We start from the raw sequence: 18,367 nt of genomic DNA on the forward strand, positions 1-18,367 counted from the left end.
TCTGTTCTCTCCAAGTCCAGCGAAATAAAACTGCTTGGCCGAATAGTAACTTACATGATTATTTTCGCGATTATTTTATTTTAGCATAAATTTTTCCTTTCCAGAACATTACTTTTTCGGGATTTTCGGGATGGTCAAACTTCATGTCAAACCGGGCTTTTAAGATGTCTTTTTGCATCGCTTTTTTGTCTATTATTATATTGCCTTCATTACACTGATAGAGGTGTTTTCCGTCAGCAATACTATTCAATTCAATTCTTGGATTTCTGATGACGTTATTGACAATATAAAAACGTAACGAACAATGTGTTGCCGCATTTGTCATAGTATAACACTCAATCGTGTCTTTATGCAATCGTTTTGCTGTTATTTCGGTAGCGCCAGCGTATTCGTAACACCAAGCCTCACTTTTTAAACTGTGTTTTCGCGAAAAAGAAAAATCGCCATCCAGATTTTCGACCCATTGTATCTCGAAATCTTTGAAAGGAAATAGCCAAAAAATAAGACTCAATAAAAGAACGGTATATTTCATTTTGAAACGTTAAGTTTAAAGTTTGCGCAAACATTTTGATGCTTTTCCTGACATCAGAATAATTTTCTTTTATTTTTTGAGTTAAAAAAGTACAACAACCAAAGGTTTATCTCAAGTTTTTATTTTACAAACATTCCCGAAAACAACATTTTTTTGTCAAAATTCAACGTTGTTTTGTAAGGCCCATTTTTTATTTCAATATAGTTTGCGAATTTTAAACCTTCATAATCAATTATTGAATTTTTGTCGAATAATTTGACAACATCTTCGAATTTCATACCTGTTTTCAATCCGTTTTCAAATGAAATTTCAACTTTTCTAAAGTCGTTTATGGCATACCCTATAATTTGGTTTTCTTTCCTGTTTTCAGGATTCTTTTTACTTGCGGACAAATAAAAATAGAAATCGTGATATTCATTTTTATACATCATTTCATTTATATTTCCGGTACTTCCATCAATTTCTACCATTCGTTCAAAATTTTTGTTGGTTTGAGATTCTACAAAATCGTATTCGGTTGATTTTCCAATAATTAGATTATTTACATTCCAGTTTTTATCGATTTTTATGATGGGCTTATTTTTAGTATTTTCGGGTTTTGTTGTGCTCTTCATCAATTCTTGGGTGTATTTTTCGTTCTCGCAACCTCCAAAATCAAGAAGTCCGTTAAAAGTGTCCCAATAACAAGTTTTAGATAAATTGGTACTGTTTAAAATAATGAGTCTGTCATAATCGGGTGCGAAAAAAATATATTTGTTTTCCTTTTTCAGGTTCCAATATAAACCATTATCTGTATTTGGATTTTTTGTGCCTCTGCCATATTTTAACTCTATTTTCTTTAAAATTTGCGATTTTAAACCCGGATTTTTCATTTCTATTCTAAGTCCGTAAATTTTATTTTCGGCATTAAAATTTTGTAAAGTGTTCGTTAATTCATTTTCATTTTTCACTGGTTTTAAATCAATATGAGCACCGCCAAATCTTGAAATACTGTCTGTTTTGAGTTTCTCGGCGTTAATTTGAAAGATGATTTTCTGTCCGTCCAGATCAATTCCTTCAAAACTATATTTTTCTGATTTTTTTACGTCAATTAATAGACAAAACGGATATTCTACAGTTTCAACGCCAATAAGTAAATTATCATTAAAATCTACCACATTTTTTATTGGTTCGTTTAGATTTAATTTTAGCAAATCAATTTTCTTTTGTCCATTACAAGAAATCATAAAGGGTAAAATGGCAAGTAGTAAAAGTTTTTTCATAAAATAGGCAAAAAGGTTAAAAAAATCAATATCAGTGCTAATCAAAATATTCAAAATCAATTAATTATACCTCTATTCCATAAGTTTAATGCGTAGTTTCTAAAAACTTTTGGGCTTTTTTCAAATGCGGAATCAAATTTATAATTGCCACCTTCAAATGTTTTTTCTCCGTTATCGTCAATTCCTACCTGAACCTTACTTTCTCCGCGCATGGCAAATTTTTGTTTTCCTTCATACATGATAATTTTCATTTCGCAAGGACTCACATCGCCATGGCATACAATTTTGTACATTAACCAAACTTCGGCAATTCCGTTATGGTTTAAATCCGTAATTTTAAAGGTATTTTTAACAAACGATGCCACAATATCAACCGGACAATCAGCGATGTAATCATATACTTTCCAAGTTTGAATTACCTGATTGTTTTTTACTAAAAAATGGTACCCAAATAATTCGGCATCGCCACTTTCGTCAAATTCATGCTGAAATTTTTCATTTCTGCTATTTCCTGTTTCTGTGGTAATTACAATATTATCACCCAATTTATCTTTCCATCGAACGGCATCTTTTATGAATCCTTCATATTTTAATGATTTTGGAAATTGTGAAGAATCAATATCCATTATCTGTAAATCTTCGTTTTTCGGCTCAATTGCTTTTTCGTTTTCAGATCCTATTTTAAGCTGTTTTGTTTCTTGTTTGCAACTGATTAAAATTGCACTCAATAATATCAAAATTAAAATTCGTTTTTTCATTTACTATCGAAGTTATTTAATTAATTGAATATATTTCACATCACATTCGCCTAGTTTTACATAGTAATTCATTGCATTTCCAGAGTTCTGGATCGTTATTTCATTTTTATACAAAACACCTTGTATATCTTGAGGTAATGGCAGATCTTCATCAGAAGTTTCTCCTTCTGTATCTGTTACACCTGAATATTCACTCCATTCTATATTTTTAAACGTGATATAATAACCGTCCTTTTTTTCGTTTAAGTCGATTTTCGCATTACCCGAAAGTTCTCTTGTATTGGTTTTCATTTGGTATTTTAAAATTTCGTTTTCATAAAAAAGCGAAAGGATGATTTTACAATCTGTAGCCTCATCTTTAAAAGTATAATTTCCCACAATATCAAATAACAAATCGTTATTTTTTGCTGGTTGCACAACATTTCGAACCGTATCTGCATTGATTTTGGCAGTATTTTGCGGTTCTGATTTTTGTATTTCAGTACCTTCCTGTTTTTTCGTTTTATTCTCGCAGGATTGCAAGACAAAAACAAGGATTAAAATTGGAATTAGCTTTTTCATTTTCAATTGGATTAAAAAATTCCGTTAGCATAAAATAAAGTAATGACCAAAATAAATACAAATAGACTAAAAATCATTGCTGCACTACGCAAATTAGCCTGCTTTCGTTTGTTGAACAGGTAAATTTCTATTAGAAGAAATAGTAAAAATAGAACTAAAAAAATCAAGCTTAATTCAAAAATCCTATCAATTTCAGCAATAAAACTAAAGCTATCTTCTTGTATGTATTCTGGTAAAGTATAATAAGCTCCGTTGTAAATTATTAGGAGAGCCACCAATAGTGTCGCAATTCTGATTAATATGAATTTGTGTGTTTTCATCTCTATCTGTTAGTTAATTACGGATTTTTCATAAATTACCGACAATTAAATGGCTGTAGAATATAAATTTTAAAAAAGATATTGTGAATCTGAACCGATATAAATTCGTCTGAAATAATTAAACATTTGCGAAGATGCTTTTGTCATTATGCCCTTTTTGAGTTTCGAGATTCTAATTCTTTCTGCATTTCTTGATACAATATTTCATTATTCCTGGAATTTTTGATTATTAGGTATCCGATTATTAGAGGAAAGAAAGTAAAAAATCCAAAGCCATTTTGTGCAACGCTATAAATTGCAATTCCTATTGTAAGGCCAATAATTGCAGCATCAACGATTTTATTGGTTTTTAGTTTTTTCATCTTTTGCAAAAGCTCTTGATCACTTAGTCCTGTGAAGTATTCAGGTTTCATGTTTCTATTTTTATTACTGATTGTTAAAATTGGTCCCGTTTTCTTTCTTCAACCGAACACAAATTTTAAAAAAAAGACAATGTGAATGTAAACCGATATAAATTCGCCTGAAATAATTGAATATTCGTGAAGATTCTTTTTAAATCTGTATTCATTGAATATTTCTGTTTTTAAATTCCGGTTCTTTCGGCTTTAAAACTTTCAAACTACTTCTGGTTTTTTTATAGGAAGTGTCAGTAAAACAATAGTTCCGTTCTCATTCGAAACAATTTCTATATTGGTTTTTATTTTATTTTCCCGGGCTAAAATCTCCAAACGTTCTCGGGCTATAGCTCCCGATAAAGATTGATGATTCATCTCTAAATTCGATTTATCCTGATACCCTTTTCCATTATCTTTAATTTTTACCAGCAATTGATTTTCCTTCGCAACAATTTCCAACTTTATAAATCCTTTATCAGACAGGTTACCAATACCGTGAATGATGGCATTTTCAACAAAAGGTTGAATCAACATTGGCGGAATTAACAATGCCGACGTATCTGTATCGGGAATTATTAGTTCGTAAGCAAACGTATATTCAAAACGCATTTGCTGTAAACTCAGGTAATTTTCTATTGCTTCAATCTCCTGATTGAGCGGAACATCATTTTTTCGGCTTAATTCTAAACTGCTTCGAAGTAATTTACTAAACTGACTTAAATATTTTATCGATTTTTCTTTCTCATCGAATCGGATAAAACTTTGCAATGCCGACAAAGTGTTGAAAATAAAATGCGGCTCCATTTGGGTTCTCAGCAATTGCTGTTGCAATAAAATTTTCTCTTTTTCCTGCTTTTGTCTTCTTTGTCGTTGGAAAAAATAAAGCAACAACACCCACGAAACCGCCAAAAGGGCCAATAATCCAACAACAAGCAACAATAATTTATTGCGTTCCAGACGATTTGTAGTAGTATCAATCGTTTTATTCAATCCGTAAATAGATTTGTCTTTGGCTTGGAGTTCGTAAATCGTTGCCATCTCTTCTGTGGCCTGAATACCCGAATTTCTAAGAATATTATCTTTTAGTTCTAATACCTGATTTACTTCGTTTTGCGCTTTAAGATTATCGCCTTTAGCCAAATAAAAGTGCATTTTAGCCTTTTTATTCAGACATTTTTCATAATACGACAAGATTTGAAAATGTTGCTTTTCAATTGTATCAGCCTCTTTAATTAAACCGTTTGCTTCAGAAAACTGTTTGGTTTGTACGTACAAATCGATAAGATTCGACAAAGTCGTATACAGATTTTTTATTGCAATTGGTTTTTCGGGCTCTTCGGATACGACCTCTGCATCATATTCTTTTACCAAATTGTAATGCTGTATCGCTTTATCGAACTGATCGCTTAGCAAATAATAATGTGCTATATGCTCATTAGTAAATCTAATTTGCATCGGATCATTCGTTTGCACTGAAATATTTTCCAGTTTTTTAATATAAAATAAAAGCGAATCTCTTTTGTAAATTTCACTTTCTTCACAGGCCGTAAACAATTGCGAATAAGCTCTGAAATTGTACTTAAAATTATCTTCGGGCAGTTTTTTTAAAATTTTTAATGCCAATTGGTTTTGCTCAACCGATTTTGGATATTGACTGATTTTGTTATTGTCCTGAGCCGCATTGAGCAAGCAAATCACTTTTGCCATTGGCTTGCATTGCAGCGAATCATCATTCATAATAATCGCCGCCGATTGATTAAAATAATAAACCGATTGGTAGAACTTGCCTTCGTGCTCTGAAATTAATCCGGCACCGTTGTAAATCGTAAATTTAAGCGCATTGAAGCCTTTTTCTTTTTCGATTATATTTAAAGCAATATTGATATGATTCTTGGCACTGTCGATATTACTTTTGGCCAGATTCTTAGCCAAATTGTAATGTATGAACGCTAAAGCCGAACTTGTTTTTGAGAAATCTTTTTCTTTGAGCTTACCCGACCAAAAAACAAGTTTATCAATTTTCGGATTTTGATCCAGACTATCACTCATTACCATTAATTTTTCCAGCATTTTCTCCGGATGAGGCAACTCTTTTTTGGATTTCTGCTGACAGGAAACTAATAAAATCAGTGCAAAGAATACTATTTTATTCATTATCTCACAGAATTTAAATGATCAATCACAAACTCTTTTCTACGGGTTGCGACAGGAATTTCAGCAGTATTTTTCATTATTATTATACCTGTTTTCATGTATTTGTCAATAAAATTTTTATTCACAATATAAGATTGATGTGTTTTTATAAAAAAGTCATCCGGCAGAATCTCTTCGTAGTATTTTAAAGGTTTCGAAGCAGTTACAATTTTATTACTTTCCAAATGAATTTGGGTATAAGAACCTTCGCCTGAGAGATATATAATTTCATTCAGGCGAATTATCTGTATGCAATCTAAAGAAGTGATACAAATACTTGAACTCATATCAATGTTTTTTACGGCGTTAAATTCTTTCAAAACACTAATCTGACCTTGATAATCAACTTGTTTTACTTTCTTGACTTTTTGAATTGCAACCGAAAATTCATCACTGTCAATGGGTTTTAAAAGATAGTCCAGCGCGCCATACTTAATGGCTTTTATGGCAAAATGATTGTAAGCGGTGATAAAAATAATATGAAAAGAAATCTGGTCTAGTTGATTCAATATATCGAAAGCCGTACCATCTGTCAGTTGAATATCCATCAAAACTAAATCAAGTTCTGTGTTTTTTATAATCTGCAATGACTCTTTTACCGAGCCTGTCATAGCTTCTAACTTTAAAGATTCTTCTTGTGAAACCAACCATTGCAGTTCTTTTCGTATCGCCGGTTCGTCTTCTATAACTAAGGTTCGTATTTTGCTCATAATATGAAATAACAGTTAAATAAATTCTTATCCAAGAGATGATATTTTGCTTGAATACAATTTAAGCCACGAATATATCATTTTTTATTTCAATGTTTTAATAGGGCAAATCTTGAATTTTATCTTTAAATGAATACGAATTTAAAAAAGTTACTGTCGAATTTCCTCCAACATTCTCCGAATTTATATTGATCTTCATTTGCAATGATTTTTTTCTAAAATTTGTATATAATAATTGCTACTTTTTATCAAAAATTATGGTTTGTAAAAAAATTATGTCTAGTGTTTTTTTTAGTGTATTGGTATTTGCTTGTCAAAATAAAAATTCGCTAGACAGCACTTTAAAAAAGAAATCTGTATCAAAAGCAATAAACAAAGAGACAGCTCCATTGCAATCAGCAACTTTAAAAAAAGATACTTTAGGTCCCGAAATAACTGAATTTTTAGAGAACTATAATTATGTTATTCAATATGAAGCTGTTGGTTTTCTTAATCCGGATAACTTTAAAGACAAAGTTTTGATTCTGCAAGAAGACGAAGAAAGCAAATCGTTTGCGCGTATCACCCTTATTTTATTGGGCAGCAAACAAGGTTTTGAGTTGTATAAAAAAAGTTATACCATCATGCCGCCCGAATATAATGCAGATAACTATAAAAATTTCGATGTGGAAGATGTGACAATCGAAAACAATAAAATTCTATTTGATTTAAGTGCTGTTGGCCCTAACGGACATATTTCTTTTGAATTTACCTTTCAAAATAACGATTTACAATTACAAGAATTTACCGGTTATTTTATGGGAGCAGGATCGCATACTGAATATACTTATAAACCTAAAAACCAAACCACTGGCACGCTAGAAGAAACTGTCATTAATACAATGGAAGATGATATGCCCTCAACAACAAAAGCTTATGGCATTAAACTAAAATCACCTGCAGACTTTGAGAATTTTGATTATGATAAGTTTTTAAACGAAATTATTCAGCAGACCAATTAAATAAGTCTAGAGTTTAAAAGTCAAAAAGATCAAAGCTGATCTGTCGCATCTATCAGAATCAAATATAAGAATTTAAGCAATTTAAAAGTTAGCCCGCCAAAATACCCAACGCTGAATCGTAGCATGATCAACCAGTATTCCAGGCATTTTCATTACTTCTTCAACATCCCTGTAACTCAATGTAAATCACAATTTGAAATAAATGACCTGAAGAATAATGGCTTTGAGATAACAATGGCTTTGGTATTCATTTACTATATATTAAAGTACCGAAGATAATAGTTATGAATAGATGCGACAGAACCTTCCTACGTATACCTGCTTTTCTATAGTAATAATGAGAATTTTATTTTATAAATATCTTATAAAAGATATAAAACTATAGAAATTTAATCCTTTATCATGTTAAAAATGTCGTTTCAACGACTTTTTAAGTTATTGAAAGATTAAAAACAACAATAAAAAACTATATACATATCTTTGATTGTGTTAAAAATATAATGATTTCATAAATTTTAAATTAAAAAAGTATGAAAACAAAAATCACTCTACTTCTACAGAACATTTAGTTCTGTTAATTACCTCAATCAAAAGTCATTCACGAACCAATCCAAGGGTTAGCTTAGGTGAATCAAGAGCTTTTAAATATTCAGATTTTCTTCAAAAAGAAGAACAATCCCAGCTTTCTTGTTTAAAAATTTAACAAGAAATATTTTATTTTTTCATTTAAATAATAATAATTATGAAAAAAACTACTTATCTTTCGTTTTTAACTTTTTTAATATTGTTGTTCTACGCAGGTACTGTTTATTCACAAGATACCAATATTACCTTCGATAATACAAATGCCTCATTAACAACGACTCCTGCCTGTTCTCTTTCACAATGTAATGCCCAAGATGTCACCTTTGGAAATATTTATCTGGGTGATAATGTCGGAAATGTAGCCACTCTGGCCTATGTTTCAAACCCAATCAACGGATTGTATATATGGGTAACTATTGCCTCTAATAGCTCTAAATATGACTTGATGTTTCAATTTGACTATTTAGTTGGCGGGGTTCGAAAAAATTTCGATAATACCAATTTTGTTGGAGCCACATCAGACAGGTTAACCATTAAAATTAGAGGAAGTATAATTACGGCCGGGTCAAGATACCGAATGGCCCAAATTACAAACTATACTGCAGGTCAATCCCTTGAATTAAAAAATATTTACTTAGGATGGGAAACAAGCGGACAAGCTATTACTCCTTCTCAAAGTCTCTCATTAATTACTTGTAATCCACCTAAATGTAGTAGTGCATATTCAAATGGAATAATTATCAAAACACCTTTGTTTGCGGATTTTTCCATCACTAAAAGCTGTGATACTGGTTCTTTTCAAAAGGTAGTTTATACCAGTACTTCAACAGGGGTTGAAGCAAACACTAACTACACCTGGTCGTTTCCAGGTGCTGCAACAATTTCTCCAGTTAGCTTAACAACAATTGGTCCATATACCGTGACCTATTCTTCTGCTGGTCCATTTTCTGCTAGTTTAACAGTATCAGACCCAACAAATCAGGTTTTACCAAATACTAAAACAGTAAATAATATCACTGTAACAGCTTGTTGTACGACACCAGTTATAACAGCGATAACTGCACCTAATATATGTAGTGGTGGCAGCTTTTCTGTCACACCAACAAATGGAACCAATGGAACTGTCCCGGCAGGCACAACTTACAGCTGGGCAGCGCCAAGCGTTGCAGGGATTTCGGGAACAGCAGCGGGAAGTAATGCTGCTAACATTAGCGGAACATTAACCAATTCGACCAATGCTCCAATAAATGTAGTCTATACTGTAACTCCAACATCGGGAACTTGTACCGGAAGTACCTTCACTGTAACTGTAACTGTAAATCCAAAACCAGCATTAACCAATATAACTGCTGCTAGTATATGCAGCGGCGACACTTTTACTGTAACTCCTGTCAATGGAACCAATGGAACTGTCCCGGCAGGCACAACTTACAGCTGGGCAGCACCAAGCGTTGCAGGGATTTCGGGAACAGCAGCGGGAAGTAATGCTGCTAACATTAGCGGAACATTAACCAATTCAACTAATGCTCCAATAAATGTGGTCTATACCGTAACTCCAACATCGGGAACCTGTACTGGAAGTACCTTCACTGTAACTGTAACTGTAAATCCAAAACCAGCATTAACCAATATAACTGCCCCTAGTATATGTAGTGGTGGTAGTTTTTCTGTCACACCAACTAACGGAACCAATGGAACTGTCCCTTCAGGCACAACCTATAGCTGGACAGCACCAAGCGTTGCAGGGATTTCGGGAACAGCAGCGGGAAGTAATGCTGCTAACATCAACGGAACATTAACCAATTCTACCAATGCTCCAATAAATGTGGTCTATACCGTAACTCCAACATCGGGAACCTGTACTGGAAGTACCTTCACTGTAACTGTAACTGTAAATCCAAAACCAGCAATAACCAATATAACTGCTGCTAGTATATGTAGTGGTGGTAGTTTTTCTGTCACACCAACTAACGGAACCAATGGAACTGTCCCTTCAGGCACAACCTATAGCTGGACAGCACCAAGTGTTGCAGGGATTTCGGGAACAGCAGCGGGAAGTAATGCTGCTACCATCAGCGGAACATTAACCAATTCTACCAATGCTCCAATAAATGTGGTCTATACCATAACCCCAACATCGGGAACCTGTACTGGAAGTACCTTCACTGTAACTGTAACTGTAAATCCATTACCAGCATGTTCCATCACTGGCCCAAATGGTCCAATATGCCCATCTTCAACAGCAAACAGTTATTCGGCTCCTATTGGAATGAGCAATTACAATTGGTCAATTTCAGGAAACGCAACAATAAATGGTAGTTCAACTTCACAAACGGTTCTAGTGACTGCCGGAGGAAATTGCAATGCTACATTCACTTTAACATTACTTATCAAAGATGTCAATGGATGCGAATCAACATGCAGTCAAACTATTAACGTTCAGGATACTACTGCACCAACATGGACTACGTTGACTGGAAGTTTAGATGTAACATTGGAATGCAGTGATACAGCAGGACTTGCTACTGCGCAAGCCAATGCTCCTGTAGCCACTGATAATTGCAACGGAACGGTGACTTATACCAAAACAGCAGGCGCTTTTGTAGCTGGAAACTGTGCTAACTCCGGAACCTATACCAATACCTGGACCGCAAAAGATGTGTGCAACAATGTGTCAACGGTATTTACACAAATGATAACCATTCAGGATACTACTGCGCCAACATGGACTACTGCTCCATTGGCTCTTGATGTAACTTTGGAATGCAGCGATACAGCAGGACTTGCTACTGCGCAGGCCAATGCTCCTGTAGCCACTGATAATTGCAACGGAACGGTGACTTATACCAAAACAGCAGGCGCTTTTGTAGCTGGAAACTGTGCTAACTCCGGAACTTACACCAATACCTGGACCGCAAAAGATGTGTGCAACAATGTATCTACAGTCTTTACACAAACGATAACCATTCAGGATACTACTGCACCAACATGGACAACTGCTCCATTGGCTCTTGATGTAACTTTGGAATGCAGCGATACAGCAGGACTTGCTACTGCGCAAGCCGACACTCCTGTAGCCACTGATAATTGCAACGGAACGGTGACTTATACCAAAACAGCAGGCGCTTTTGTAGCTGGAAACTGTGCTAACTCCGGAACCTATACCAATACCTGGACCGCAAAAGATGTGTGCAACAATGTGTCAACGGTATTTACACAAACGATAACCATTCAGGATACTACTGCACCAACATGGACAACTGCTCCATTGGCTCTTGATGTAACTTTGGAATGCAGCGATACAGCAGGACTTGCTACTGCGCAAGCCGACACTCCTGCAGCCACTGATAATTGCAACGGAACGGTGACTTATACCAAAACAGCAGGCGCTTTTGTAGCTGGAAACTGTGCGAACTCCGGAACCTATACCAATACCTGGACCGCAAAAGATGTGTGTAACAATGTGTCAACGGTATTTACACAAACGATAACCATTCAGGATACTACTGCGCCAACATGGACAACTGCTCCGGCTTCGTTGGATGTGACTTTGCAATGCAGCGATACAGCAGGACTTGCTACTGCGCAGGCCAATGCTCCTGCAGCCACTGATAATTGCAACGGAACGGTGACTTATACCAAAACAGCAGGCGCTTTTGTAGCTGGAAACTGTGCTAACTCCGGAACTTACACCAATACCTGGACCGCAAAAGATGTGTGCAACAATGTATCTACAGTCTTTACACAAACGATAACCATTCAGGATACTACTGCACCAACATGGACAACTGCTCCATTGGCTCTTGATGTAACTTTGGAATGCAGCGATACAGCAGGACTTGCTACTGCGCAAGCCGACACTCCTGTAGCCACTGATAATTGCAACGGAACGGTGACTTATACCAAAACAGCAGGCGCTTTTGTAGCTGGAAACTGTGCGAACTCCGGAACCTATACCAATACCTGGACCGCAAAAGATGTGTGTAACAATGTATCTACAGTCTTCACACAAACGATAACCATTCAGGATACTACTGCGCCAACATGGACAACTGCTCCGGCTTCGTTGGATGTGACTTTGCAATGCAGCGATACAGCAGGACTTGCTACTGCGCAGGCCAATGCTCCTGCAGCCACTGATAATTGCAACGGAACGGTGACTTATACCAAAACAGCAGGTGCTTTTGTAGCTGGAAACTGTGCGAACTCCGGAACCTATACCAATACCTGGACCGCAAAAGATGTGTGTAACAATGTGTCAACGGTATTTACACAAACGATAACCATTCAGGATACTACTGCGCCAACATGGACAACTGCTCCGGCTTCGTTGGATGTGACTTTGCAATGCAGCGATACAGCAGGACTTGCTACTGCGCAGGCCAATGCTCCTGCAGCCACTGATAATTGCAACGGAACGGTGACTTATACCAAAACAGCAGGCGCTTTTGTAGCTGGAAACTGTGCTAACTCCGGAACCTATACCAATACCTGGACCGCAAAAGATGTGTGCAACAATGTGTCAACGGTATTTACACAAACGATAACCATTCAGGATACTACTGCACCAACATGGACAACTGCTCCATTGGCTCTTGATGTAACTTTGGAATGCAGCGATACAGCAGGACTTGCTACTGCGCAAGCCGACACTCCTGTAGCCACTGATAATTGCAACGGAACGGTGACTTATACCAAAACAGCAGGCGCTTTTGTAGCTGGAAACTGTGCGAACTCCGGAACCTATACCAATACCTGGACCGCAAAAGATGTGTGTAACAATGTATCTACAGTCTTCACACAAACGATAACCATTCAGGATACTACTGCGCCAACATGGACAACTGCTCCGGCTTCGTTGGATGTGACTTTGCAATGCAGCGATACAGCAGGACTTGCTACTGCGCAGGCCAATGCTCCTGCAGCCACTGATAATTGCAACGGAACGGTGACTTATACCAAAACAGCAGGTGCTTTTGTAGCTGGAAACTGTGCTAACTCCGGAACTTACACCAATACCTGGACCGCAAAAGATGTGTGTAACAATGTGTCAACGGTATTTACACAAACGATAACCATTCAGGATACTACTGCGCCAACATGGACAACTGCTCCGGCTTCGTTGGATGTGACTTTGCAATGCAGCGATACAGCAGGACTTGCTACTGCGCAGGCCAATGCTCCTGCAGCCACTGATAATTGCAACGGAACGGTGACTTATACCAAAACAGCAGGCGCTTTTGTAGCTGGAAACTGTGCTAACTCCGGAACCTATACCAATACCTGGACCGCAAAAGATGTGTGCAACAATGTGTCAACGGTATTTACACAAACGATAACCATTCAGGATACTACTGCACCAACATGGACAACTGCTCCATTGGCTCTTGATGTAACTTTGGAATGCAGCGATACAGCAGGACTTGCTACTGCGCAAGCCGACACTCCTGTAGCCACTGATAATTGCAACGGAACGGTGACTTATACCAAAACAGCAGGCGCTTTTGTAGCTGGAAACTGTGCGAACTCCGGAACCTATACCAATACCTGGACCGCAAAAGATGTGTGTAACAATGTATCTACAGTCTTCACACAAACGATAACCATTCAGGATACTACTGCGCCAACATGGACAACTGCTCCGGCTTCGTTGGATGTAACTTTGGAATGCAGCGATACAGCAGGACTTGCTACTGCGCAGGCCAATGCTCCTGTAGCCACTGATAATTGCAACGGAACGGTGACTTATACCAAAACAGCAGGCGCTTTTGTAGCTGGAAACTGTGCTAACTCCGGAACCTATACCAATACCTGGACCGCAAAAGATGTGTGCAACAATGTGTCAACGGTATTCACACAAACGATAACCATTCAGGATACTACTGCGCCAACATGGACAACTGCTCCATTGGCTCTTGATGTAACTTTGGAATGCAGCGATACAGCAGGACTTGCCACTGCGCAGGCCAATGCTCCTACAGCCACTGATAATTGTAATGGAACGGTGACTTATACCAAAACAGCAGGCGCTTTTGTGGCTGGAAACTGTGCTAACTCCGGAACCTATACCAATACCTGGACCGCGACAGATGTGTGTAACAATGTCTCTACAGTCTTCACACAAACGATAACCATTCAGGATACTACTGCGCCAACATGGACAACTGCTCCGGCTTCGTTGGATGTGACTTTGCAATGTAGTGATACAGCTGGACTTGCCACTGCGCAAGCCAACGCTCCTGTAGCCACTGATAATTGTAATGGAACGATTACTTATACCAAAATAAGTGGTCAGTTTCAAGGAGGGAATTGTGGAAGTACAGGAACTTACACCAATACCTGGACTGCAAATGATGTCTGTAACAACACCTCAACAGTCTTTACTCAGATAATTACTGTTCAGGATACTGCTATTCCAACCTGGATTACACAAACAGGAGCATTAGATATTACATTACAATGTAGTGATGCTGCGGGATTAACAGCTGCACAAAATCAAGCACCTATTGCTACCGCAAATTGTTCAACCGTAACTTACACCAAAACAAACGGTCAGTTTATATCTTCAGGATCTTGTAGCAATGCCGGAACCTATACCAATACATGGGTTGCTGTAGATAATTGTGGCAATACTTCCAGTACTTTTACACAAGTAATTACTATCGAAGATACCACTAAACCAACCTGGACGACTCTGGCAGGAAGTTTAAATGCTACAGTCCAATGCAGTGATGCGGCAGGTTTAATTGCTGCACAAGCCAGTGCCCCTGTAGCAGCTGATAATTGTGATAACGATGTGACCAATATCGTTAAAACCAGTGGTCAGTTTGTAGCTTCTCAATCTTGTGGAAACTCCGGAACCTACACCAATACATGGACCGTTAAGGATAATTGTGGCAATACTTCCGATACTTTTACACAAGTAATCACTATCGAAGATACCACTAAACCAACCTGGACGACTCTGGCAGGAAGTTTAAATGCTACAGTCCAATGCAGTGATGCGGCAGGTTTAATTGCTGCACAAGCCAGTGCCCCTGTAGCAGCTGATAATTGTGATAACGATGTGACCAATATCGTTAAAACAAGTGGTCAATTTGTAGCTTCTCAATCTTGTGGAAATTCCGGAACCTACACCAATACATGGACCGTTAAGGATAATTGTGGCAATACTTCCGATACTTTTACACAAGTAATCACTATCGAAGATACCACTAAACCAACCTGGACGACTCTGGCAGGAAGTTTAAATGCTACAGTCCAATGCAGTGATGCGGCAGGTTTAATTGCTGCACAAGCCAGTGCCCCTGTAGCAACTGATAATTGTGATAACGATGTGACCAATATCGTTAAAACCAGTGGTCAGTTTGTAGCTTCTCAATCTTGTGGAAATTCCGGAACCTACACCAATACCTGGATCGTTAAGGATAATTGTGGCAATACTTCCGATACTTTTACACAAGTAATTACTATCGAAGATACCACTAAACCAACCTGGACGACTCTGGCAGGAAGTTTAAATGTTACAGTCCAATGTAGTGATGCGGCAGGTTTAATTGCTGCACAAGCCAGTGCCCCTGTAGCAACTGATAATTGTGATAACGATGTGACCAATATCGTTAAAACCAGTGGTCAGTTTGTAGCTTCTCAATCTTGTGGAAATTCCGGAACCTACACCAATACCTGGATCGTTAAGGATAATTGTGGCAATACTTCCGATACTTTTACACAAGTAATTACTATCGAAGATACCACTAAACCAACCTGGACGACTCTGGCAGGAAGTTTAAATGTTACAGTCCAATGTAGTGATGCGGCAGGTTTAATTGCTGCACAAGCCAGTGCCCCTGTAGCAACTGATAATTGTGATAACGATGTGACCAATATCGTTAAAACCAGTGGTCAGTTTGTAGCTTCTCAATCTTGTGGAAATTCCGGAACCTACACCAATACCTGGACCGTTAAGGATAATTGTGGCAATACTTCCGATACTTTTACACAAGTAATTACTATCGAAGATACCACTAAACCAACCTGGACGACTCTGGCAGGAAGTTTAAATGTTACAGTCCAATGTAGTGATGCGGCAGGTTTAATTGCTGCACAAACCAGTGCGCCTGTAGCAACTGATAATTGTGATAACGATGTGACCAATATCGTTAAAACCAGTGGTCAGTTTGTAGCTTCTCAATCTTGTGGAAACTCCGGAACCTACACCAATACCTGGACCGTTAAGGATAATTGTGGCAATACTTCCGATACTTTTACACAAGTAATCACTATCGAAGATACCACTAAACCAACCTGGACGACCCTGGCAGGAAGTTTAAATGTTACAGTCCAATGTAGTGATGCGGCAGGTTTAATTGCTGCACAAGCCAGTACCCCTGTCGCAACTGATAATTGTGATAGCGATGTGACCAATATCGTTAAAACCAGTGGTCCGTTTGTAGCTTCTCAATCTTGTGGAAACTCCGGAACCTACACCAATACCTGGACCGTTAAGGATAATTGTGGCAATACTTCCGATACTTTTACACAAGTAATCACTATCGAAGATACCACTAAACCAACCTGGGCGACTCTGGCAGGAAGTTTAAATGTTACAGTCCAATGTAGTGATGCGGCAGGTTTAATTGCTGCGCAAGCCAGTGCCCCTGTAGCAACTGATAATTGTGATAGCGATGTGACAATCGAGAAAACTGCAGGACAATTTGTACCCTCTCCTACTTGTACAAATGCCGGAACCTACACTAACAGTTGGGTAGCAAAAGACAATTGCAATAATGTTGTAGATGCTTTCATTCAAGTGATTACGATCGAAGATACCAGCAAACCGGTCTTTAATGAGGCCCTTCCGGCGAATATTACAGTATCATGTGATAAAGTTCCTACACCAGCTAATATAACAGCATCAGACAATTGTAATGCTAATGTGCCGGTAGTTTATACTGAAACAAAAAACAGTATTGAAAATGAATGTAGTACCAATTATATTCTAACCAGAAAATGGACTGCCAGCGATTGTTCCGGAAACACAACCTCGTATACTCAGCTGATTACTGTTAAGGATACCACTCCTCCAACAGGAACAATTCCAGCAGATGTCACTTTACAAAACATAGCAGATATTCCTGTTGCCAATACGAATGTCGTAACCAATACTGCAGATAATTGCAGCCAGACTGTAACGGTGACGGTAAGTGATTCTAATAATGGAGGTACTGGTTGTGGAAACACTCCATATATCTTAACAAGAACATACACTTTATCCGATTGTGCAGGTAACAAAACAATACTCGTGCAAACCATAACAGTTAAAAATGAAATTGTTGAGACAGCTCCTTTTGCAATCGAAGCTTGTAATGCTGATACTTCAACGGTTAATTTATTTGGTCCGTTGCCAAGAAATACTTCTACTACCGGTACCTGGATTGATACTAATAATACCGGTGCGTTAAATGGCAGTTCTGTAACTACTTTTGGACTTCCGATTGGTAACTATTCATTTGAATATCAAATAAAAGACGAAGCCTGTCCAAGAAGCTTAGTAGTAAACCTTACAGTCAATGACGATTGCAAAGTTCTGGCTTGTGGAACGATACTGGTTCATAATGCTTTCTCTCCTAATAACGACGGTATAAATGACCGATTTGTTATCGACAATATTGACGATATTGCCTGTTATCCTGACAATAGTGTCGAAATATACAACCGTTGGGGAGTGCTAGTATTTGATACTAAAAATTACAACAATACAACAAATGCTTTTGACGGTATTTCAAGAGGAAGAACAACAATAAGTCAGTCAGATGGCCTTCCTTCAGGAACTTACTTTTATATTCTTAATTACACTTCCGTAGATGGAAACGGTGCAATTAGAGTAAACAAAAAAGATGGTTACTTATATCTTTCCAGATAAACCTATGGGCTTCTTATCACAGATTAATTCTGTGATAAGAAGTCTATTAAATATAAAAGTCAAGTTTTAGACTCTCAAATTGACTCAGCTTATCTCTTAAAACTCACAAAGCAATAATAACAATAAAA

The 18,367-nt window shown here is 37.4% G+C and carries 10 protein-coding genes; 2 read left to right on the top strand and 8 right to left on the bottom strand.

Annotated features, from left to right (window positions below; translation table 11 throughout):
• Positions 1-70: 70 nt before the first annotated feature.
• The 8 genes from ACAM30_RS20330 to ACAM30_RS20365 all read right to left on the bottom strand — a co-directional run bounded on the left by ACAM30_RS20330 (position 71) and on the right by ACAM30_RS20365 (position 6,731).
• Positions 71-532 (bottom strand): hypothetical protein, encoded by a 462-nt coding sequence (locus ACAM30_RS20330; RefSeq protein WP_369616337.1) that lies wholly within the window; start codon positions 530-532, stop codon positions 71-73.
• Positions 533-651: 119 nt separating this feature from the next.
• Entirely contained in the window at positions 652-1,794 is a 1,143-nt protein-coding gene (locus tag ACAM30_RS20335) for a hypothetical protein (RefSeq protein WP_369616338.1), read from the bottom strand.
• 56 nt (positions 1,795-1,850) lie between these two features.
• Positions 1,851-2,552, bottom strand: a complete 702-nt coding sequence (locus ACAM30_RS20340; protein WP_369616339.1) for a M949_RS01915 family surface polysaccharide biosynthesis protein — start codon at positions 2,550-2,552, stop codon at positions 1,851-1,853.
• A 12-nt stretch (positions 2,553-2,564) separates the two neighbouring features.
• Entirely contained in the window at positions 2,565-3,113 is a 549-nt protein-coding gene (locus ACAM30_RS20345) for a hypothetical protein (RefSeq protein ID WP_369616340.1), read from the bottom strand.
• An 11-nt stretch (positions 3,114-3,124) separates the two neighbouring features.
• Positions 3,125-3,433, bottom strand: coding sequence for a hypothetical protein (locus tag ACAM30_RS20350; protein WP_369616341.1), 309 nt, complete (start codon positions 3,431-3,433; stop codon positions 3,125-3,127).
• 146 nt (positions 3,434-3,579) lie between these two features.
• Complete coding sequence (locus ACAM30_RS20355) at positions 3,580-3,846, bottom strand: hypothetical protein (protein WP_369616342.1); 267 nt, start codon at positions 3,844-3,846, stop codon at positions 3,580-3,582.
• Between the two features lie 201 nt (positions 3,847-4,047).
• A complete protein-coding gene (locus tag ACAM30_RS20360; RefSeq protein ID WP_369616343.1) occupies positions 4,048-5,982 on the bottom strand; it encodes a sensor histidine kinase in 1,935 nt (644 codons plus the stop codon).
• Positions 5,982-6,731 (bottom strand): LytR/AlgR family response regulator transcription factor, encoded by a 750-nt coding sequence (locus ACAM30_RS20365; protein ID WP_369616344.1) that lies wholly within the window; start codon positions 6,729-6,731, stop codon positions 5,982-5,984. The genes ACAM30_RS20360 and ACAM30_RS20365 overlap by 1 nt, the downstream gene beginning before the upstream one ends.
• A 275-nt stretch (positions 6,732-7,006) precedes the next feature.
• Between ACAM30_RS20365 and ACAM30_RS20370 the strand changes: the two genes are divergently transcribed.
• Together ACAM30_RS20370 and ACAM30_RS20375 are read left to right on the top strand one after the other, a co-directional pair.
• Entirely contained in the window at positions 7,007-7,732 is a 726-nt protein-coding gene (locus ACAM30_RS20370; protein ID WP_369616345.1) for a hypothetical protein, read from the top strand.
• 742 nt (positions 7,733-8,474) lie between these two features.
• Complete coding sequence (locus ACAM30_RS20375; protein ID WP_369616346.1) at positions 8,475-18,239, top strand: PKD-like domain-containing protein; 9,765 nt, start codon at positions 8,475-8,477, stop codon at positions 18,237-18,239.
• Positions 18,240-18,367: the final 128 nt, after the last annotated feature.

The sequence above is a fragment of the Flavobacterium sp. CFS9 genome (assembly GCF_041154745.1).
GTDB lineage: Bacteria > Bacteroidota > Bacteroidia > Flavobacteriales > Flavobacteriaceae > Flavobacterium.

What these genes read in the sequence shown, in the direction of transcription:
- ACAM30_RS20330 (WP_369616337.1), bottom strand. Translation starts at nt 532, where the DNA reads ATGAAATATACCGTTCTTTTATTGAGTCTTATTTTTTGGCTATTTCCT.
- ACAM30_RS20335 (WP_369616338.1), bottom strand. Translation starts at nt 1,794, where the DNA reads ATGAAAAAACTTTTACTACTTGCCATTTTACCCTTTATGATTTCTTGT.
- ACAM30_RS20355 (WP_369616342.1), bottom strand. Translation starts at nt 3,846, where the DNA reads ATGAAACCTGAATACTTCACAGGACTAAGTGATCAAGAGCTTTTGCAA.
- ACAM30_RS20350 (WP_369616341.1), bottom strand. Translation starts at nt 3,433, where the DNA reads ATGAAAACACACAAATTCATATTAATCAGAATTGCGACACTATTGGTG.
- ACAM30_RS20340 (WP_369616339.1), bottom strand. Translation starts at nt 2,552, where the DNA reads ATGAAAAAACGAATTTTAATTTTGATATTATTGAGTGCAATTTTAATC.
- ACAM30_RS20345 (WP_369616340.1), bottom strand. Translation starts at nt 3,113, where the DNA reads ATGAAAAAGCTAATTCCAATTTTAATCCTTGTTTTTGTCTTGCAATCC.
- ACAM30_RS20375 (WP_369616346.1), top strand. Translation starts at nt 8,475, where the DNA reads ATGAAAAAAACTACTTATCTTTCGTTTTTAACTTTTTTAATATTGTTG.
- ACAM30_RS20370 (WP_369616345.1), top strand. Translation starts at nt 7,007, where the DNA reads ATGTCTAGTGTTTTTTTTAGTGTATTGGTATTTGCTTGTCAAAATAAA.
- ACAM30_RS20365 (WP_369616344.1), bottom strand. Translation starts at nt 6,731, where the DNA reads ATGAGCAAAATACGAACCTTAGTTATAGAAGACGAACCGGCGATACGA.
- ACAM30_RS20360 (WP_369616343.1), bottom strand. Translation starts at nt 5,982, where the DNA reads ATGAATAAAATAGTATTCTTTGCACTGATTTTATTAGTTTCCTGTCAG.